The 18,576-nt window shown below is 67.7% G+C and carries 17 protein-coding genes; 11 read left to right on the top strand and 6 right to left on the bottom strand.

The features are described from left to right. Positions 1–84: 84 nt before the first annotated feature. The 6 genes from leuS (at position 85) to rlmH (ending at position 6,223) form a co-directional block, all read left to right on the top strand. Positions 85–2,817 carry a leucine--tRNA ligase gene (gene leuS, locus ACXJJ8_RS00685; protein WP_499026264.1) on the top strand — a complete coding sequence of 911 codons (2,733 nt, stop codon included), beginning with the start codon at positions 85–87 and terminating at the stop codon, positions 2,815–2,817. A 56-nt stretch (positions 2,818–2,873) separates the two neighbouring features. Beyond that, positions 2,874–3,506, top strand: a complete 633-nt coding sequence (locus tag ACXJJ8_RS00680) for an LPS-assembly lipoprotein LptE (protein WP_499026262.1) — start codon at positions 2,874–2,876, stop codon at positions 3,504–3,506. Positions 3,507–3,510: 4 nt separating this feature from the next. Further along, positions 3,511–4,557 carry a DNA polymerase III subunit delta gene (gene holA, locus ACXJJ8_RS00675; protein WP_499026260.1) on the top strand — a complete coding sequence of 349 codons (1,047 nt, stop codon included), beginning with the start codon at positions 3,511–3,513 and terminating at the stop codon, positions 4,555–4,557. A gap of 3 nt (positions 4,558–4,560) precedes the next feature. Beyond that, on the top strand, positions 4,561–5,229 hold the full coding sequence (nadD, locus tag ACXJJ8_RS00670; RefSeq protein ID WP_499026258.1) for a nicotinate-nucleotide adenylyltransferase: 669 nt from the start codon (positions 4,561–4,563) through the stop codon (positions 5,227–5,229). 73 nt (positions 5,230–5,302) lie between these two features. After that, complete coding sequence (rsfS, locus tag ACXJJ8_RS00665) at positions 5,303–5,722, top strand: ribosome silencing factor (RefSeq protein WP_499026256.1); 420 nt, start codon at positions 5,303–5,305, stop codon at positions 5,720–5,722. 30 nt (positions 5,723–5,752) lie between these two features. Then, positions 5,753–6,223, top strand: coding sequence for a 23S rRNA (pseudouridine(1915)-N(3))-methyltransferase RlmH (rlmH, locus tag ACXJJ8_RS00660; protein ID WP_499026254.1), 471 nt, complete (start codon positions 5,753–5,755; stop codon positions 6,221–6,223). A gap of 12 nt (positions 6,224–6,235) precedes the next feature. Here the strand turns inward: rlmH and ACXJJ8_RS00655 are convergent, their stop codons facing one another. The 4 genes from ACXJJ8_RS00655 to ACXJJ8_RS00640 form a co-directional block, all read right to left on the bottom strand. Next, on the bottom strand, positions 6,236–6,916 hold the full coding sequence (locus ACXJJ8_RS00655) for an energy transducer TonB (protein WP_499026252.1): 681 nt from the start codon (positions 6,914–6,916) through the stop codon (positions 6,236–6,238). 83 nt (positions 6,917–6,999) lie between these two features. Further along, the gene (locus ACXJJ8_RS00650) at positions 7,000–7,464 is read right to left on the bottom strand and encodes a 2,4'-dihydroxyacetophenone dioxygenase family protein (protein WP_499026250.1); all 465 of its coding nucleotides are present in this window, start codon (positions 7,462–7,464) and stop codon (positions 7,000–7,002) included. Between the two features lie 91 nt (positions 7,465–7,555). Next, complete coding sequence (locus tag ACXJJ8_RS00645) at positions 7,556–7,750, bottom strand: hypothetical protein (protein ID WP_499026248.1); 195 nt, start codon at positions 7,748–7,750, stop codon at positions 7,556–7,558. A 44-nt stretch (positions 7,751–7,794) separates the two neighbouring features. Continuing rightward, entirely contained in the window at positions 7,795–8,541 is a 747-nt protein-coding gene (locus ACXJJ8_RS00640) for an SIMPL domain-containing protein (RefSeq protein WP_499026246.1), read from the bottom strand. Between the two features lie 126 nt (positions 8,542–8,667). On the opposite strand from ACXJJ8_RS00640, the gene ACXJJ8_RS00635 reads away from it, so the two are divergent. The 4 genes from ACXJJ8_RS00635 to tldD all read left to right on the top strand — a co-directional run bounded on the left by ACXJJ8_RS00635 (position 8,668) and on the right by tldD (position 16,147). Next, complete coding sequence (locus ACXJJ8_RS00635) at positions 8,668–9,264, top strand: Maf family protein (protein WP_499026245.1); 597 nt, start codon at positions 8,668–8,670, stop codon at positions 9,262–9,264. Next, a complete protein-coding gene (gene rng / locus ACXJJ8_RS00630; RefSeq protein ID WP_499026243.1) occupies positions 9,261–10,745 on the top strand; it encodes a ribonuclease G in 1,485 nt (494 codons plus the stop codon). The genes ACXJJ8_RS00635 and rng overlap by 4 nt, the downstream gene beginning before the upstream one ends. Before the next feature lie 19 nt (positions 10,746–10,764). After that, positions 10,765–14,622 (top strand): YhdP family protein, encoded by a 3,858-nt coding sequence (locus ACXJJ8_RS00625; RefSeq protein ID WP_499026241.1) that lies wholly within the window; start codon positions 10,765–10,767, stop codon positions 14,620–14,622. 82 nt (positions 14,623–14,704) lie between these two features. Beyond that, the gene (gene tldD / locus ACXJJ8_RS00620; protein WP_499026239.1) at positions 14,705–16,147 is read left to right on the top strand and encodes a metalloprotease TldD; all 1,443 of its coding nucleotides are present in this window, start codon (positions 14,705–14,707) and stop codon (positions 16,145–16,147) included. Positions 16,148–16,158: 11 nt separating this feature from the next. Here tldD and yjgA read toward each other — a convergent pair whose 3' ends face one another. Next, positions 16,159–16,701 carry a ribosome biogenesis factor YjgA gene (gene yjgA / locus ACXJJ8_RS00615; protein WP_499026238.1) on the bottom strand — a complete coding sequence of 181 codons (543 nt, stop codon included), beginning with the start codon at positions 16,699–16,701 and terminating at the stop codon, positions 16,159–16,161. A gap of 103 nt (positions 16,702–16,804) precedes the next feature. Between yjgA and pmbA the strand changes: the two genes are divergently transcribed. After that, positions 16,805–18,118 carry a metalloprotease PmbA gene (gene pmbA, locus ACXJJ8_RS00610; protein WP_499027177.1) on the top strand — a complete coding sequence of 438 codons (1,314 nt, stop codon included), beginning with the start codon at positions 16,805–16,807 and terminating at the stop codon, positions 18,116–18,118. Between the two features lie 86 nt (positions 18,119–18,204). On the opposite strand, the gene ACXJJ8_RS00605 is transcribed toward pmbA, so the two are convergent. Further along, entirely contained in the window at positions 18,205–18,570 is a 366-nt protein-coding gene (locus ACXJJ8_RS00605) for a hypothetical protein (protein ID WP_499026236.1), read from the bottom strand. Positions 18,571–18,576 lie beyond the last annotated feature (6 nt).

Genomic DNA, 18,576 nt, shown 5'->3' with positions numbered 1-18,576 from the left:
CGCCGGAGGGCCGCCGCCCGCGGACCGCGCCGGGGCGCGGTCTGATAGGCTCTCCGGCCCCGTATCGTCCGTGCAAATCGACCGATGTCCGCCGCCCCCGACGCGCCTGCCTACGACCCCCGCACCCTCGAAGCCGCCGCCCAGCGCTTCTGGTCCGACCGCCGCGCGTTCGAAGTCAACGAAAACGACCCGCGCCCGAAGTTCTTCTGCCTCTCGATGCTGCCGTACCCCTCGGGCGCGCTGCACATGGGCCACGTGCGCAACTACACCATCGGCGACGTCATCAGCCGCTTCCAGCGCATGAATGGCCGCAACGTGCTGCAGCCGATGGGCTGGGATGCCTTCGGCCTGCCCGCCGAGAACGCGGCAATCAAGAACCGCACCGCGCCGGCGAAGTGGACCTACGCCAACATCGACCACATGCGCGACCAGCTCCGCACGATGGGCTACGCGATCGACTGGTCGCGCGAATTCGCCACGTGCCGCCCCGATTACTACGTGCACGAGCAGCGCATGTTCGTGCGCCTGCTGAAGAAGGGGATGGCGTATCGCAAGAATTCGGTCGTCAACTGGGATCCGGTGGACCAGACGGTGCTTGCGAACGAGCAGGTGATCGATGGTCGCGGCTGGCGCTCCGGTGCGGTCGTGGAAAAGCGCGAGATCCCGCAGTGGTTCCTGCGCATCACCGATTACGCGCAGGAATTGCTCGACGGCCTGGATGCATTGCCCGGTTGGCCCGATGCCGTGCGCACGATGCAGCGCAACTGGATCGGCCGCAGCGAAGGCCTGGAGTTCGCCTTCAAGGTCGATGGCAGCGACGAAGACCTGCACGTCTTCACCACGCGCCCCGACACGTTGATGGGCGTGACCTTCATCAGCATCGCGGCCGAACATCCGCTTGCGAAACAGGCCGCGGCGGGCGATCCGTCGCTGGCGCAGTTCATCGCCGACATCCGCCACGGTGGCGTGTCTGAGGCGGAGCTCGAGACGCAGGCCAAGCGCGGCCGCGACACCGGCCTGCGCGCGCTGCATCCGATCACCGGCGAAGCCTTGCCGATCTATGTCGCCAACTTCGTGCTGATGAATTACGGCACGGGCGCGGTGATGGCGGTGCCGGGCCACGACCAACGCGACTGGGAAATGGCGCGCCATTACGGCCTGCCGATCCGCATGGTGATCGTGCCGCCGGAAGTGCGCGACGCGGTGGCGGAGCTCGCGCAGGAAACCACGACGCACCACGACCCGATGGATGCCGCGCTCCACGGCGGCAGCGCCGACGTGTACGAGTTGCGCGCCGCCGTCGAAGTCGTGCAGGATTTCGAGCGCAAGATCCAGGAAGAGGGCGCGTTCACCGAGCGCGGCCTGCTGGTGAATTCCGGCGAATTCGACGCCATGGATTACGAGGAGGCGTTCGAGGCGATCGCCGCGCGTTTCCAGGCGCAAGGCCACGGCACGCGCCGCGTGAACTTCCGCCTGCGCGACTGGGGCGTGAGCCGCCAGCGTTATTGGGGCTGCCCGATTCCCGTCATCTATTGCGCCAAGTGCGGCGCGGTGCCGGTGCCGGAAGACCAGTTGCCGGTCGTGCTGCCGGAGGACGTCGCCTTCTCGGGCGTCCAATCGCCGATCAAGGCCGACCCGGAATGGCGCAAGACAACGTGCCCGCAGTGCGGCGGCGCGGCCGAACGCGAGACGGACACGTTCGATACCTTCATGGAGTCGAGCTGGTATTACGCGCGCTACACCTCGCCGGGCGCGGCCGACATGGTCGATGCGCGCGCCAATTACTGGACGCCTGTCGACCAGTACATCGGCGGCATCGAACACGCGATCCTGCACCTGCTGTACTTCCGCTTCTATCACAAGCTCCTGCGCGACGCGGGCATGGTGCATAGCGACGAACCGGCGACGAACCTGCTCTGCCAGGGCATGGTGATCGCGGAAACCTACTACCGCGACAACGCCGACGGCTCGAAGGAGTGGATCAACCCCGCCGACGTCGACGCCGAGCGCGACGAACGCGGCCGCATCACCGGTGCGCACCTAAAGGCCGACGGCAAGCCGGTACACATCGGCGGCGTCGAGAAGATGTCGAAGTCAAAGAACAACGGCGTCGACCCGCAGGCGATGGTCGATCGCTTCGGCGCCGACACGGTGCGCCTGTTCTCGATGTTCGCCGCGCCGCCGGAGCAATCGCTGGAATGGAACGAGGCGGGCGTCGAGGGCATGGCGCGGTTCCTGCGCCGTTTCTGGCGCGAAGTGTTGACGCACGTGGCGCAGCCGGATCATCCGGATGTCGCGCCCGCGTCGCTCGACGCCGCGCAAAAAACGCTGCGCCGCCAGGTGCACGAGACCATCCAGAAAGTCGGCGACGATTACGGCCGCCGCCACAGCTTCAACACCGCGATCGCCGCGCTCATGGAACTGCTCAACCATGTTTCGAAATTCAACGACATGAGCGACCAGGGCCGCGCCGTGCGCCACGAAGCCTTGCAGGCGATGGTGCTGCTGCTCAATCCGGTGACGCCGCACGTGTGCCATGGCTTGTGGCAGGCGTTGGGGCATCCGGAGGCCTTGCTCGAAGACGTGCCGTTCCCGAAGGTCGATCCCGATGCGCTCAAGCGCGATGCGCTGACGCTCGCGGTGCAGGTCAACGGCAAGTTGCGCGGGACCATCGAGGTCGCACCCGATGCATCGGAGGCGTTCGTCGAGGCCGCGGCGCTCGCCGAACCCGCGGTCGCGCGCTTCCTCGACGGGCAGACCGTGCGCAAGGTGATCGTGGTGCCGGGGAAGATCGTCAACATCGTGGCGTCGGCGTGATCGCACGCCGGTCGGCGGCCTTGCCCGCCGCCGCCCCCTCGTCCAGACTGGCCGCCATGCGAACGCCCACGACGCTTGTCCGAATCACGATGCTGCTGGTGCTCATCGCGCTGTGCAGCGCCTGCGGCTTCCACCTGCGCAATGCGCTCACGCTGCCGACGGAACTCAACCCCGTGCGCGTGGTGTCGCCCGATCCTTACAGCCCGCTCGCCGAAACGCTCGCCGATGCGATGACGCGCGCCGGCGCCGTGCCCGCGACCGATCCCGCGCAGCCCTCGACCATCCTGCAGATCGTGTCCGAACGCTGGGGCGATACGCCGATCAGCATCGACGAACGCGGCCGCGCGCAGGAATTCAGCCTGCGCTATGCGGTGATCTTCGCGTTGCTGGACCAGGCGGGGAACGTGGTGGTGCCGCAGCAGGCGGTCGAGCTCTCGCGCGATTACGTGGCGCCGCCGAACGATGCGGTGGGCGCGACCTCCGAGCGCGAGCTGCTCGCCAAGGAATTGCGCCGCGAAATGTCGACGGCGATCCTGCGTCGCGTCGGTGCGGCGTTGAACGTCACGCGCCCGGAAATCCGCAACGGCGTGCCGACCACGGCGCCGGCGGCGTCGTCGACGACCACCGCTCCGGCGCCGGCGTCGACTGCATCGGCGCCTGCGTCCGCGGCGCCCACGCCGCAATCCTGATCCGATGGCCGAACTGAGGCCCGATCGGCTCGCGGCGCAACTCGCCTCCGAGCCCATGCGGCCTGCGTACCTGGTCGCGGGGCCCGAAACGCTGGTGGTGCTGGAAGCGGCCGACGCCGTGCGCGCCGCCGCACGCGAGCAGGGCATCGGCGATCGCGAGGTCTACGACATCGAGGGCCGCGACCCGGATTGGGACAGCGTGGCCGCTGCCTTCCAGGCACCGGGCCTGTTCGCCGCGCGGCGCGTGGTCGAAATCCGCATGCCCAGCGGCAAGCCGGGCAAGGACGGCGCGGAGATACTCACGAAGTTCGCAGCTGACCCACCGCCCGACGTCGTGTTGCTCGTCACCGCCGGCGAATGGAGCAAGCAACACGGCGGCAAGTGGAGCGAGGCGCTCGCGCGCATTGGTCATCAGCTCATCGCCTGGCAAGTGAAACCCCACGAACTCAACGGATGGATCGACGCGCGTATGCGTGCGCGCGGTTTGCGCGCCGATCGCGACGCCGTGCAGGTGCTCGCCGATCGGGTCGAAGGCAACCTGCTCGCGGCCGCGCAGGAAATCGACAAGCTCTCGCTGCTCGCCGAAGGCCGCACGCTCGACGCGGCGACGATGGAATCGCTGGTGTCCGACTCCGCGCGCTACGACGTGTTTCGTCTGGTGGATGCCGCGATGAACGGCCAGGCCGCGCAGGTCTCGCGCATGCTGCACGGCCTGCGCGGCGAAGGCGAGGCGGTGCCCGCGCTGCTCGGCATGGTCGCGATGGAATTGCAGCGTGCCGCGGCGCTCGCACGCGTCGCGGCACGCGGCGGCAACCTGCAGGCCGAATTCAAGGCGCAACGCATCTGGGATTCGAAACAGGCCGCGTATACGCGCGCATTGAAACGGCACGACGCCGCGCGCTGGGAACGCTTCGCCGCGCAAGTCGGGCGCGTGGATCGCATCGCGAAGGGTCGGGGACAGTGGGGACGCGACCCGCACGATGCATGGCTCGCGCTCGAACGCGTCCTGCTCGCCGTCGCCGACCCGCGCGCTTTGCATTTGCTGGGCTGACGCGTGACGCCGCTCGTCCTCTGCTACGGCGGCACCTTCGATCCCGTCCACACCGGCCACCTGGCCATCGCGCGCGCAGTGCGCGACGCATTGCACGCCGACGTCCATCTGATTCCCGCCGCCGATCCGCCGCACAAGGGGCCGACGCACGCCGATGCGGCACAACGCGCGCACATGCTCGACCTCGCGGTCCAGGGAGAAGCCGGGTTGATCGTCGACCGTCGCGAGCTGCGCCGCGCGGGCCCGTCCTATACGGTCGACACGCTGCGCGAACTGCGCGCCGAATACGGGCCGCATGCGCCGCTGGTGTGGATGGTGGGCGGCGATTCGGTGTTCGAACTGGACACCTGGCATCGCTGGCGCGACTTGTTCGACCTCGGCCACCTGCTGGCGATCGACCGCCCGGGCGCGCCCATCGACCAGGACGCCCTGGCCACGCGTGCACCCACGGTCCACGCCGAGCTCGCACCGCGCTGGTGCCTGCCGGCGCAACTGCACGCGCTGCCCGCCGGCGGGTTCGCCGAATTCCCCCTCGGCGCCGAGCGGCCGGAGTCTTCGACGCAGTTGCGGCGCTGGATCTCGGACGGCGACGCTCGCTGGGGCGACTGGGTGCCGGCTTCGGTAGCCGCATTCATCCGCCAGTCGGGCCTTTACGGACGCCTGGATTCGTGATGCCGACGGTTTCACGCCTACCGGCCGCGAGCGCCTCGTATAATCCCCGCGTCACCACCGAGCTCAGCTGCCCTTGACCACTGCCGCGCAAGTCATCAAGACCCGCCTTCCCAATCCGCCGCCGCCGGCAGACGTCCTCCTCCAACACGTGCGCAACGCCGTCGAGGAGCTCAAGGCAAAGGATGTCGTCGAGATCGATGTCCGCGGCAAGACCAGCGTCACCGACCACCTGGTCATCGCTTCGGGCACCTCCACCCGCCACGTCAAGTCGATCGCCGACGAAGTCGTGCGCCACGCCAAGAAGCTCGACTGCATGCCGCTCGGCGTCGAAGGCGAGCGCGAGGCCGAATGGGTGCTGGTCGACCTGGGCGACGTCGTGGTCCACGTCATGCTGCCGCGCGTGCGCGAGTTCTACGCACTCGAGCGCCTGTGGACCGTCGGCGACCAGCCGCCGGAAGAAGAAGACGCGCTGGCCGCCGGCCGCAGCGAGTAACTGCGGCGTGCGATTGCGCACGTCAATGCGATGAAAGCAAGACTCATCGCCGTCGGCGAGCGCGCCCCGGCATGGGTCGCCGACGGATTCGCCGAATATCGCAAGCGCCTGTCGCACTGGCTGCCGTTCGACCTGGTCGAAATCGAACCCGGCGTGCGCGGCAAGGGCCGCGACGCCGCGCGTGCGACCTTCGAGGAAGGCCAGCGCGTGCTGGCCGCCATTCCGAAAGGAGCGCTTGTCGTCGCACTCGACGGGCGCGGGCGCACATGGAGTTCGGAGCAACTCGCGCAACGCATGGAAGCCTGGCGTGGTGCAGGGCGCGACCTGTGTTTCCTGATCGGCGGGCCGGAAGGCCATGCGCCCGAGGTGATCGCGCGGGCCGACGACACGTGGTCACTCGGCCCGCTGACCTTGCCGCACATGCTGGTTCGACTGGTGCTGGCCGAGCAGTTGTATCGGGCGAATGCGATGTTGGCGAATCACCCCTACCACCGTGCATAGTGGAAGCAGCGCCTAGCGCAGCACGAACTTCACCGGCACCAGGCCCAGTGCCTGCACGGCGTGCCCATCCTTCGTCGCAGGCTTGAACTTCCATTTCTTCAGGATGTGCTTGCGCGCCGCTTCGTCCAGCGAGCGATTGCCGCTGCTCGTCTCCACGCGCACGTCGAGCGGTACGCCGTCGACCCCCACCAGGACTTCCAGGATCACCGTGCCTTCGATGCGGCGCACCATCGCGTCGCGCGGATAAGCGGGGGGCGGTGCGCTGGCGTATTCGAGGCTGTCGGCGTGCACCGGCCCGACGACGGGCGGCACCGTGTCGATCACGATCGCTGAGTCTGGATTCGGGTCGTAGGGCGGTGCGACACCTGCGCCAACGGGATCGACGACCGGCGGTTGCGGGATCGCCACTTCGCGCGGCGTGGTGGTCGGGCGCGGCGGAATCTTGTCGAGCTTCACCGGTGGCGGATCGACCCGCTTCGTTTCCTTTTTCTGGATCGGCACGTAGGGAATGTCGACTTCCGGCGTCGGCAACGCCTGCGGCGGCGCCATCGGCATCATCAACAAGATCAGCGCCGCGCCATGCAGTGCGATGACGCCCGCGATTGCAGTGATGCGCGCGGGGCTCGGGCGTTCGAGCAGATGCCCGGCTTGCGCGTGGCGGCGGGGCAGGGTCGGCGCGATCGTGTGCGACATGGCGTGGCCTCCGTGGGTGAGCGTTCACTCACTCCAACGCACGGGGCCAGGCCATGGGGTTGCGGTTCGAATCCGATCTTCGCTTACCGGAACGCCGTCAGATCGCGCGGTTTGATGCCGTTGGCCTTGCAATACGCCAGGTAGCGGTCCAACGCCGTCTTCCAGTTCTCGATCGCCACGACGCGGTCGTTCTCGTCCAGGTACACCAGGTCGCCGGAGACGATGTTCAGCGCGATCACCTCGCTGCCGGAGGCCTGGGGCGTGTGCTGCGACGAAGCGGTTTCGTACACGATGCTGCCGGGCGTCGCGACCCAGTCGTGTTCCTGGTATTTCCACTCGCCCTGGAGCGTGTACACGATGACCGTGCCCGAGTGGTAATGGCGCGGCATCACCGTGTGCGCGGGCGCCTTGAGCATGGCGATGACTTCGCCGCGGATCGGATCGAGCTTGAAATACTTGACCATGACCGTGTCGCTGTACGGCGCGAACGGCATCCACGGCACGGAGTCGTCGTTGATGACGGCGGTTTCGATGGTTGCCTGCAGCATCGGGGGAAGTCCTTTGGTGGGGAGTTGGCGCGCGAAATGCTATGTCCGCGCGCGCAACGACCACCATTGGTACTTGGGGCAAATCCCGACGCTATCGACGTTTCCTTGCCGGGTCCGGCTGCGCATCCGTATCGCGGTCGATGCCCGGCTCGTCGGGTTGATTCCCGGGCTTGGGCACCTCCGCCTGCGCATCGCCCTTATCCCGCGGCTGATTCTCCGCATACCCCGGATTGCGGCCCGCCCGCGGATCTGCCGCGGGCGGGGTGTCGCGTTGCTTGTCGGCCATGGCGCTGGTCCCGCGAATGCGCGCGATGCGCGATGGCCCAAGTGTCAGCGCCCGAGTTCGAAGATCACGTCAAGGCTCACCGACAACGTGGTTTCGCCCGGCGACACCGACGTATCCTTGGCCATCTGCGCGGATTCGGCGCGCATCATGTACGGCATGGGCGGACGCGCCGCACCGCCTTCGGCGATGCTCACCACGCGGCGCACGCGCAGGCCCATCGCCTTCGCGTAGGTCTCGGCACGGGCCTTGGCCTTGTCGAGCGCGGCGAGGCGGGCTTCGTCGAAAGCCGGTTCGGGTTTGTCCACTTCGAAGGTCGGGCCGTTGACCTGGTTGGCGCCGCTGGCGACGAGCGCATCGAGCACCTTGCCGAGCTTGCCGATGTCGCGGGCCTTGATGTTCAGCGTGTTGCTGGCCTGGTAGCCGGTGATCGTCGGCGGCGTGTTCTCCGCATACTTGTATTGCGGCTGCAGCGAGATGCCGGCCGTCTGGATGTCGCGTTCGGCGATGCCGGCCGCGCGCACCGCCTTCATCACCGAATCCATCTGCGTGGCGTTGTCGCGCATCGCGGCGTTGGCGTCGGCGGCCTGCGTGACGACGCCGGCGGAGAGGGTCGCAACGTCCGGCGCGCGCCGGGCTTCCGCTTGGGCGGAGACCGACAGCAGCGTGCCGTCGGCGGGGATGGGCGCGGTCTGGGTTTCCTGGGCGTGGGTCGGCATGGCGGTTCCGAAGGCGAGGGCGAGGCCGAGCGCGGTCGCGAGGGTGAGGGGGCGAAAGGTCATTCGAGGCTCCATGGGTGAGGGTGCGCTTTCCGTATCGCGGCACTGTCGTGCGGCGGAGTGAACGAACTGTGAGCCCTCATGGGGTTGGGTCGGAGCGGCGCGAATGTCCCCGTACAGCCGCGGGTTAGACTCCTGCCGATGCTGCATCTGTCCTCGCGTTCCCCTCGACGTTCCGAACTGCTGTCCCGCCTGGGATACACGTTCGGCACCCTCGAGCTCGACATCCCCGAACACCGTGGCCCCGGCGAAGGGGCGGGCGAGTACGTGCGCCGGGTCGCCCGCGAAAAGGCCGGCGCCGGCCTGTTGCAGGTGATGACCTCGCCCGGCGCGGTCGTGCTCGGCGCCGATACCGAGGTCGTGCTCGGCGACGTAGTCTTCGGCAAGCCGCGCGACGCCGACGACGCCGCCGCGATGCTCCGGCGCCTCTCCGGCCGCACGCACCAGGTGATCACCGCCGTCAGCCTGGTCAGCGCCGGGCGCGAAGCACAGGTCGTCTCCGAATCGCAGGTGACTTTCGCCACGTTGTCCGAAGACGACATCGCGGCCTACCTTGCAAGCCACGAATGGGACGGCAAGGCCGGCGCCTACGGCATCCAGGGCCGCGCGCAGGTCCTGATCGCGCACCTGGCCGGCAGCTTCTCCGGCGTGATGGGCCTGCCCATGTACGAAACCGCGCGCCTGTTGCGCGAATTCGGGATCACGCCATCGACATCGACCGGGAGCGCACGCGCATGAGCGAGGAAATCCTGGTCAACGTCACCCCGCGCGAAACCCGCGTGGCTGTCGTCGAGAACGGCATGCTGCAGGAATTGCACATCGAACGCGGCTGGCGGCGCGGCGTGGTGGGCAACATCTACAAGGGCCGCGTGCAGCGCGTGATGCCCGGCATGCAGGCCGCCTTCATCGACATCGGCCTGGACCGCGCGGCCTTCCTGCACGCCAACGACATCGTGCGCGCGGCCACGCTGCCCGCCGTCGCCGGTGAGGAAGCCCCGCTGCCGGCCGCGCAACCGCGCCCGATCCTGGAGCTGTTGCGCGAAGGCCAGGACGTCGTCGTGCAGGTGGTCAAGGACCCGATCGGCAGCAAGGGCGCGCGCCTGACGACGCAACTCTCGATTCCCTCGCGCTACCTCGTGCTGCTGCCGCAGTCGCGCGTGGTCGGCGTGTCCTCGCGCATCGAGGACGAGGCCGAACGCGCGCGGCTGAAAAGCCTCGTCGCCGAATTCGCCGGCGGCGGCGAGCAGGGTTACATCGTGCGCACCAACGCCGAAGGGCAGCCGGCCGAGGCGCTCGCCGAGGACATCGCCTACCTCAGGCGCGTGTGGGCGCTGGTGGAAGACCAGCAGGGCGCGACGAAGGTCGGCGCCTGCATCTACGAAGACCTCAACCTGCCACTGCGCGCGGTGCGCGACCTGATCCGCCGCGACGTGGAAAAGGTGAAGGTCGATTCGCGCGAAACCTGCGATCGCCTGCAGACCTTCGCCGCGCAATACATGCCCGGCCTGGCCGAGAAGATCGAACCCTACGCCGGCGCGCGCCCGATCTTCGACCTGTACGGCGTCGAAGACGAGATCCAGCGCGCGCTCGAAAAAGAGGTGCCCCTGAAGTCGGGCGGCTACCTGGTCATCGACCAGACCGAAGCGATGACCACCGTCGACGTGAACACCGGTTCCTTCCTCGGTCAGCGCAACCTGGAGGAAACCGTTTACCGCACCAATCTCGAAGCGGCGCAGGCGGTCGCACGCCAACTGCGGCTGCGCAACCTGGGCGGCATCATCATCATCGACTTCATCGACATGACCGACGCCGAGCATCGCCGCCAGGTGCTGCGCACGCTCGAGAAGTCGCTCGCCAAGGACCACGCCAAGACCACGGTGTACGACTTCTCGCCGCTCGGCCTGGTCGAGATGACGCGCAAGCGCACCGTGGAATCGCTCGAACGCCAGTTGTGCGAGCCCTGCCACGAATGCGGCGGCCGCGGCATGCTCAAGACCTCCGAAACCGTGACCTACGAGATCTTCCGCGAGATCACGCGCGCGGTGCGGCAGTTCGAAGCCGCGCGTTTGCTGGTGATCGCCTCGCCGAAGGTCGTCGCGCGCATCACCGATGAAGAAAGCGCGGCGGTGGCGGAGCTGGAAGAGTTCCTCGGCAAGTCGATCCGGTTCCAGGCCGACGAGCAGTATCTGCAGGAGCAGTTCGATGTCGTGCTGCTCTGACGACATCGGAACGCGGTAGATGCCGACGCCTTTCAGACGCCGGATGCGGCACGGGCGGCGCTTCGTCGGCTATGGCGCGCTCGTTGCGTTGATCTTCGTCGCCTTGCTGGTCGGCATCGCGAAACAGTTGTTGCCGCTGGCCGACCGACATCCCGACCACATCGCCGCGTGGCTCAGCGAACGCGCCGGGCGGCCGATGCACTTCGCGAAAGTCGAAACGCAATGGACGCGCCGCGGCCCGTTGTTGCGGCTGGACGATCTGCGCATCGGCGATGGCGCGCAGTCGGTGGTGATCGGCGATACCGAAATGCTCGTCTCGCTCTACGGCGGATTGTTGCCGGGCGGCACGTTCTCCGAACTGCGCCTGCGTGGCCTGGACCTCACGGTCGAACGCGCGGCCGATGGCTTCTGGTCCGTGCGCGGTTTGCCGGGGCAGCAGCAGGAAGGCGGCGATCCCTTCGCCGCGCTCGAACGCCTCGGCGAATTGCAGATCATTGGTGGTCGCTTGCACGTCGTGGCGCCGACGCTCGGCATCGACGCCACGATCCCGCGCATCGACCTGCGCCTGCGCGTGGAAGGCGACCGCATTCGCAGCGGCATGCGCGCGTGGATGCGGCCGAACGTGTCGCCGCTCGATGCCGCCCTGGATTTCGACCGCAGGCGCGGCGATGGCCAGGCCTATGCCGGCGCGAAGAAGGCGGACCTCGGGGCGTGGTCGCCGCTGTTGCACGTGCTCGGCGTGGAAGTGCAATCCGGCCATGGGCGCGCGCAGGCGTGGGCGCAGTTGCGCGGCCATCGCGTGGCTTCGATCGTCACGGATGCGACGCTCGACGATGTGGCGCTGCGCGGCGCGCCCTTGCGCGATGCGAGCGGCGTGCGCGTCCCGCAGGCGCGCTTCGGCCACGTGGAACTGCGCGCGCGCCTGCAGCACGAGGGCGGGCAATGGCGTTTCGATGCGCCGAAGTTGCTGATCCACACCGACAAGAGTCAACAAAAACTCGACGGCCTGCTGCTCATCGGCGGCACGCGCTTCGGCATGCGCGCCGAACGCGTGGATGCCGGTCCGCTGCTCGCGGCCGCGGCGCTGAGCGATCGCATGGACGCGGGCCTGCGACGCTGGATCCTGCTCGCGAAACCGCAAGCGTTGCTGCAGCAGGTGGAAGTCGTCGGCATGCATGCGGGCGCGTTGCAGGCGCACGGCACGATTTCGGGCGTCGGGTTCGCGCCGGTCGGGAATTCGCCGGGCCTGCGCAAGCTCGCCGGCGAAGTCATCGGCGATGCCGACGGCCTGGTGTTCACCGCCGATCCGAAGGCCACCGTCGATTTCGACTGGCCGGCGGGTTTCGGCGTCGTGCATCCGGTGGCCCTGGCCGGGCGCATCGCGTTGTGGCGCGAAGGCGCGGGCTGGCGCGTGGGCACCGATGGTTTCCGCGTCCGTGGCCGGGATTTCGGCCTGCATGCGCGCGGCGGGATGTGGTTCCAGAACGATGGCACGCGGCCGTGGATCGACTTTGCCGTCGATCTGGACCCGACCACGCTGCCGACGGGCAAGGGCTTCCTCGTCCGCCACCTCATGCCGGATGCGACGGAACATTGGCTCGACACCGCGCTCGTCGGCGGTGGTCTGAAGAACGGCCGCGCGATCGTCTCCGGCGATCTCGACGACTGGCCCTTCCTGCACCAAAACGGCTTGTTCCGCGCCGACGCCGAACTCGACGACGCAACGGTGAAATTCTCGCCCGACTGGCCGGCGACCGAACACATGTCCGGCCCCATCAGCTTCGTCGGCAACGGGTTCTCCGTCGAAGGCAAGGCGACGCTCGCCGGCGTCGACATCCCGCACATCCGCGCGGGCATCCCGGATTTCAGCAAGTCCGAGTTGTACGTGCAGGCGCAGGGGTCGAGCGATGCATCGAAGCTCGTGGGCCTGCTGCAGCACAGTCCGCTCAACAAGGAAAACGGCGAGACGCTGGCGAACATCGAAGCCAGCGGACCGGCGGATGTCACCTTCGACATGCTGTTGCCGCTGCACGCGCCCAACGCGGTCGGTCGCACGACGGGCACGGTCGAACTCAAGGGCGCGCGCTTGCGCGAAAAGCGCTGGAATCTCGCCTTCGAAGACGTGCGCGGCAAAGCCGATTACGGCGACGGCGGTTTCGCGGCGAATGCCCTGTCGGTGCGCCATGAAGGCCAACCCGGCACGCTCGGCCTGCGCGCCGGCACGGCATTCGTGCGCGACAAGGCGCAGGCTTTCGAAGCCGACATGCAGGTGACGATGGACGCAAAGGCGCTCATCGATCGCGCGGGCAACCTCGGGTGGTTGCGGTCGTACCTGGATGGCCGCTCGCCGTGGACGGTGGCGCTCGCATTGCCGAAGGCGACCGGCAGGGCTGCGATGCCGACCAAGCTCACGCTGCGCTCGACGCTCGTCGGCACCACGCTCGATTTGCCGGCGCCGCTGCACAAAGCCACGACTGCGGCCTTGCCCGCGACCATCGAAGCCGATCTGCCGATGGGCGAGGGCGAAGTGCGCGTGTCCTTCGCGAACATCCTGGCCCTGCGTGCGCGCTCGCGCGGCGATCAAACCGGATTGCGCGTCGTGGTCGGAAGCGATCGCGTCGATGAAGCGCCACCCGCGTCCGGCCTGGTTGCGACGGGGCACGCGCCGGCGCTCGACCTCATCGACTGGATCGGCCTGGCGCAAGGCGCGAAGGGCGGCGGCGACGGGAAGGGCGGTGGATTGCCCCTCCGTCGCATCGACGTGCGCACGGACAAGCTGTTGTTGCTCGGCGGGGTCTTCCCCGACGCGCGCGTGCAGGTCTCGCCCGCAAACAACAACGCCAGCAGTGTCCTCGTCAGCGGACCCGCGCTCGCCGGCACGGCGACGATGCCGGATGCGGTGGGTGCGGCCATTACCGGCCGCATGGAACGCGCGTACTGGCATTCACCGGCCAGGCCCGCGAATGCGCCGACCACGCCCGCCGCACCACCGGAACCCGACGCGCATCCGATCGATCCGGCGTCCATTCCGGCGCTCGCATTCGACGTCGCCGACCTGCGCATCAACGCCTTGTCGCTGGGCAAGGCCGTCGTCCGCACGCGTCCGACCGCGACGGGCATGCGCTTCGACACGCTGCAGGCGCAATCCGACCAGCACAAAGTCTCGGTGACCGGCGAATGGAACGGCATGGGCGCGGCGGCACGCACGCGCGTCGGCCTGCAGATCCAGAGCGAGGATTTCGGCAAGTTGATGGATGGCTTCGGCCTCGCGGGCCAGTTGGCGAGCGGCAAGGGCACGGCGAAATTCGATGCGACCTGGCCCGGCGCGCCACGCGAGTTCGGTGCGCGCGGCGTCGACGGCACGCTCGCCCTAGACGTGACGGAAGGCACGCTGCTGGAGATCGAACCCGGCGCGGGGCGCGTGCTCGGGCTGCTGAGCATCGCGCAGTTGCCGCGGCGCCTGCTGCTGGACTTCCGCGACTTCTATTCGAAAGGCCTGGCGTTCAACCGCATCGACGGCCACGTGCGCCTGTCGCAGGGCAAGGCGCGCACGGACGACCTCACGATCGACAGCCCGGCGGCGCAGATCGAGATCCGCGGCGCCGCGGACCTGCAGGCACAGACCTTCGACCAGACCGTCGAGGTGGTGCCGCGCACGGGCAACCTGCTGACCGTCGCCGGCGCGGTCGTTGGTGGCCCCGTCGGCGCGGCGATCGGCGCTGCTGCGAACGCGGTGCTGAAGAAACCCATCGGCCAGTTGACGGCCAAGACCTACCGCGTGACCGGCCCCTGGAAGGATCCGAAGGTCGAAGTCACCAAGAAATCCGAACCGCAAGGGCGCTCCAGCGCATCGACCGACGATGCCCCGAACGGATGAGGCCGTCACTGGCGGTTGCGTCACGCCCGTTGCATCACCATCTTTGTCTGCGTCCCCATGCGCATCGCCCCCGGATCGACACATGACCCTGCCGCTGAAGATTGCCGAAACCCGCCTGCTCCTTCCCGCCGGCCTCGCCACCGGGATGCTCGATACGGCCTTCGGCACATTGCTGGGCCCGGGCATCGACTTCGGCGACCTGTATTTCCAGCACGCGCGCCGCGAGAGCTGGACGATGGAAGACGGCATCGTGAAAGACGGCGCGCATGCGATCGAACAGGGCGTCGGCGTGCGCGCGATCTCCGGTGAGAAGACGGGTTTCGCCTACTCCGATGAAATCGATACACCGGCGCTGATCGAAGCGGCGAAGTCCGCGCGTGCGATCGCGCGCGATGGCTCGTCCGCGTCGCCGCGCGCGCTGGTGCCCGGTAGCGGTCGTTCGTTGTACGCCGCCGAAGATCCGATCGACGGGCTGCCCAACGAAGCCAAGGTCGAAGCCCTGCGCGAGATCGATCGCTTGTTGCGCGCCGCCGATCCGCGCGTGAAACAGGTGATGGTGTCGCTGGCCGGTGGCGTCGACACGGTGCTCGTCGCGCGCAGCGACGGCGTGCTCGCCGCCGACGTGCGCCCGCTCGTGCGCCTCAACGTCCAGGTGATCGTCGAACAGAACGGCCGGCGCGAAAGCGGTTACGCGGGCGGTGGCGGCCGGTATTCGTATGCCGAGCTGCTGGCCGACGACAAACCGGAACATTTCGCCCGCGAGGCCCTGCGCCAGGCGCTGGTCAATCTCGAAGCGATCGATGCGCCCGCGGGCGTCATGCCCGTCGTGCTCGGCAACGGTTGGCCCGGCGTGCTGTTGCACGAAGCGGTCGGCCACGGGCTGGAAGGCGACTTCAACCGCAAGGGCACCTCGACGTATGCCGGCCGCATGGGCCAGCGCGTGGCGTCGCCGGGCGTGACCATCGTGGATGACGGCACCCTGCCGAACCGCCGCGGTTCGCTCAACGTCGACGACGAAGGCACGCCGACGTCCTGCACGACGCTGATCGAAGACGGCGTGCTCGTCGGCTACATGCAGGACACGCACAACGCGCGCCTGATGGGGATGCAGCCCACCGGCAACGGCCGCCGCGAATCCTTCGCGCACCTGCCGATGCCGCGCATGACCAACACCTACATGCTCGCCGGCGACCACGACCCCGAAGAAATGATCCGCTCGGTGAAGAAGGGTTTGTACGCGGTGAATTTCGGCGGCGGCCAGGTCGACATCACCAGCGGCAAGTACGTGTTCTCCGCCACCGAGGCCTACCTGATCGAAGATGGCAGGATCACCGCGCCGGTAAAGGGCGCCACGCTGATCGGCAACGGCCCGGAGACGATGCAGCGGGTCAAGATGATCGGCAACGACCTCGCACTCGATGAGGGCGTGGGCGTGTGCGGCAAGGATGGGCAGAGCGTACCGGTCGGCGTCGGGCAGCCGAGCTTGTTGATCGATCAGTTGACGGTGGGTGGGACCCAGGCGTGAACGCGCCGACGTCAGTCTTCGTCGTTGTCTTCCGATTCGACCTGCATCGCGTCGCGCACCACCTGGAAGATTTCGCGGAACGCGCGCGGCGGCTTGTTGCGGTTGCGTTCCTCGATCGCGTTGCGCACCAGCGTGCGCAGGCGTTGGCGGTCGGATTGCGGGAACGCGTCGAGGAACTCGGCCAGGGCTTCGTCGCCGCCGTCGATCAGGCGGTCGCGCCAGGCTTCGACGCGATGCATCTGCGCCACTTCGCGGCGCGAGGCCTCGCCTTTTTCGTCGAGCGCGTCGCGGATCGCGTCCAGCGTGTCCTCGTCCTCCCGGCGCATCTGCTTGGCCAGGTACTGCAATTGCCGTTTGTGCGCGATGTGCGCGGTGATGCGGCGGGTCTCGAGGATGTGCGGCATCAGGCTTTCGGGGATCGGCAGCTTCGCCAGTTGGGCGTCGCTGAGCACCGCGAGCCGGCCGCCCAGTTCCAGCACGTCGAGCGCCGCGCGGCGCTGCTCGCTGCGACTGGGGCTGAGGAACTCGCCCGTCTCTTCGTCCTTCCCGCGCATCGTATGACCTCTGCCATTGTTCGCTTTCAAGGATAGACCATTGGACAACGCCCCCCTGTCGACGGCCGGTCCGGCCTCCACCCGCGATGAAAGCGTCGCCCGCATGGGCGTGCTGTCGGACATCGCCCGCGAGCTGCTCGACCGCTGCCGCGCCGCCGGTGCCTCACAGGCCGAGGTCTCCTGTTCGCAGGAGCACGGCCTCAACGTGAACGTACGCATGGGGGCGGTGGAAACCGTCGAATCCACGCGCGATCGGGGGATCGCCGTCACCGTGTACTTCGGCAAGCGCAAGGGCAGCGCCAGCACCGCCGACCTGCGCGAGGAGAGCCTGGCCTCCACGGTGGAGCAGGCCTGCGCGATCGCACGGCACACCGAGGACGACGCGGCGTCGGGCTTGGCCGATCGCGAATTGATGGCGACGGACTTGCGCGAGTTCGACGGCTGGCATCCGTGGGACATCGATGCCGATCGCGCGCTCGACATCGCGCTGGCGTGCGAGCAGGCCGGGCGCGATCAGGATGCGCGCATCGAGAACAGCGACGGTGCGTCGGTGGGCAGCAGCGAATCGCTCGGCGTGTATGCGAATTCGCACGGGTTCCTGGGTGCCGAACGCAGTACGCAGCACACGATCGGTTGTGCGTTGATCGCCGGTCGCGGTGACCAGATGCAGCGGGACGGTTGGTATACGACCGCGATCTCCGCGGACGATCTGGAGTCGGCGGTGGCCGTCGGGCGCCATGCGGCGGAGCGTGCGGCGTCGCGCCTGGCGCCGCGTTCGTTGCCGACGGGCGAGGTGCCGGTGTTGTTCTCTGCGGAAATCGCGCGTTCCCTGGTCGGGCATCTGTTGGGTGCGGTGTCGGGTGGGGCCTTGTATCGCCAGGCCAGTTTCCTCGTCGATTCGGTGGGGACGCAGTTGTTCCCGGATTGGTTTTCCATCGAGGAAGATCCGTTCCTGGTGCGCGGGTTCCGGTCGGCGTCGTTCGATTCGGAAGGTGTCGCGACGCGTGCTTCATCGTTGGTCGACGGTGGCGTGCTGCAGCGGTACGTGCTGGGTAGTTATTCGGCGCGCAAGCTCGGTCTGCAGACGACAGCGAATGCCGGCGGCGTGCATAACCTTCGGATTCGCGCGAACGCCGGCGATTTCGATTCGATGGTGCGCGGGATGCCGCGCGGCTTGCTGGTCACGGAGTTGATGGGGCAGGGCGTCAACACGGTGACGGGCGATTACTCGCGCGGTGCGGCGGGATTCTGGATCGAAGACGGCGAAGTGAAGTTCGCGGTCGACGGGATCACGATTGCGGGGAATCTGAAGAAGATGTTTTCGGCGATCGAGGCGGTGGGGACGGACGTGGATCCGCGCTCGCATATTCGGTGCGGATCGATTCTGGTCGGCCGCATGACGGTGGCTGGCGAGTAAGGCAAGCCTTGCAGATCGCCGCCGCTATCGGCCAGAAGCGGACATTCGCTGGGATTTGACACCAGCCGAGCCGCGAACGCGTCGTGTCAGGCATTCCCCCCGCCAAACTTCCACCACGGCTTCTTCGGCGGGGGAGTCGAAACAGATGTCTCCACGTATTTGAATGACGATTGGTGCTCAATTTTTTCGCCGTCCAGGCGAAAGTCGAGATTCGCCTCGACCCACGTATCGCCGTGGCTATCCATCCTGACGTATAACTCATCAATCAGATCACGAAGCAATTCACTGATTGAAGCAGTTCCAGGCTCGCCTTCATTTTTCAACTTGTAGTTGATGCGAACGCCGTCTGCCACGATCGTGAGTCGCCCGCGACTCCACTCCCCAGGCGTACAGGCGACGGTCTCCGCCACCAGACGGCTCAACACGTCTGTATATTCATCCAGTTTGTTCATGCCACC

The sequence above is a fragment of the Lysobacter sp. P5_C4 genome, assembly GCF_054049695.1.
The sequence above is the reverse complement of the archived record's forward strand: the minus strand, read 5'-3'. Positions and strand labels throughout refer to the sequence as shown.

What these genes read in the sequence shown, in the direction of transcription:
- rlmH (WP_499026254.1), top strand. Translation starts at nt 5,753, where the DNA reads ATGAAAGCAAGACTCATCGCCGTCGGCGAGCGCGCCCCGGCATGGGTC.
- ACXJJ8_RS00680 (WP_499026262.1), top strand. Translation starts at nt 2,874, where the DNA reads ATGCGAACGCCCACGACGCTTGTCCGAATCACGATGCTGCTGGTGCTC.
- tldD (WP_499026239.1), top strand. Translation starts at nt 14,705, where the DNA reads ATGACCCTGCCGCTGAAGATTGCCGAAACCCGCCTGCTCCTTCCCGCC.
- ACXJJ8_RS00650 (WP_499026250.1), bottom strand. Translation starts at nt 7,464, where the DNA reads ATGCTGCAGGCAACCATCGAAACCGCCGTCATCAACGACGACTCCGTG.
- ACXJJ8_RS00640 (WP_499026246.1), bottom strand. Translation starts at nt 8,541, where the DNA reads ATGGAGCCTCGAATGACCTTTCGCCCCCTCACCCTCGCGACCGCGCTC.
- rng (WP_499026243.1), top strand. Translation starts at nt 9,261, where the DNA reads ATGAGCGAGGAAATCCTGGTCAACGTCACCCCGCGCGAAACCCGCGTG.
- ACXJJ8_RS00635 (WP_499026245.1), top strand. Translation starts at nt 8,668, where the DNA reads ATGCTGCATCTGTCCTCGCGTTCCCCTCGACGTTCCGAACTGCTGTCC.
- ACXJJ8_RS00605 (WP_499026236.1), bottom strand. Translation starts at nt 18,570, where the DNA reads ATGAACAAACTGGATGAATATACAGACGTGTTGAGCCGTCTGGTGGCG.
- holA (WP_499026260.1), top strand. Translation starts at nt 3,511, where the DNA reads ATGGCCGAACTGAGGCCCGATCGGCTCGCGGCGCAACTCGCCTCCGAG.
- pmbA (WP_499027177.1), top strand. Translation starts at nt 16,805, where the DNA reads ATGGGCGTGCTGTCGGACATCGCCCGCGAGCTGCTCGACCGCTGCCGC.
- leuS (WP_499026264.1), top strand. Translation starts at nt 85, where the DNA reads ATGTCCGCCGCCCCCGACGCGCCTGCCTACGACCCCCGCACCCTCGAA.
- ACXJJ8_RS00655 (WP_499026252.1), bottom strand. Translation starts at nt 6,916, where the DNA reads ATGTCGCACACGATCGCGCCGACCCTGCCCCGCCGCCACGCGCAAGCC.
- ACXJJ8_RS00625 (WP_499026241.1), top strand. Translation starts at nt 10,765, where the DNA reads ATGCCGACGCCTTTCAGACGCCGGATGCGGCACGGGCGGCGCTTCGTC.
- ACXJJ8_RS00645 (WP_499026248.1), bottom strand. Translation starts at nt 7,750, where the DNA reads ATGGCCGACAAGCAACGCGACACCCCGCCCGCGGCAGATCCGCGGGCG.
- yjgA (WP_499026238.1), bottom strand. Translation starts at nt 16,701, where the DNA reads ATGCGCGGGAAGGACGAAGAGACGGGCGAGTTCCTCAGCCCCAGTCGC.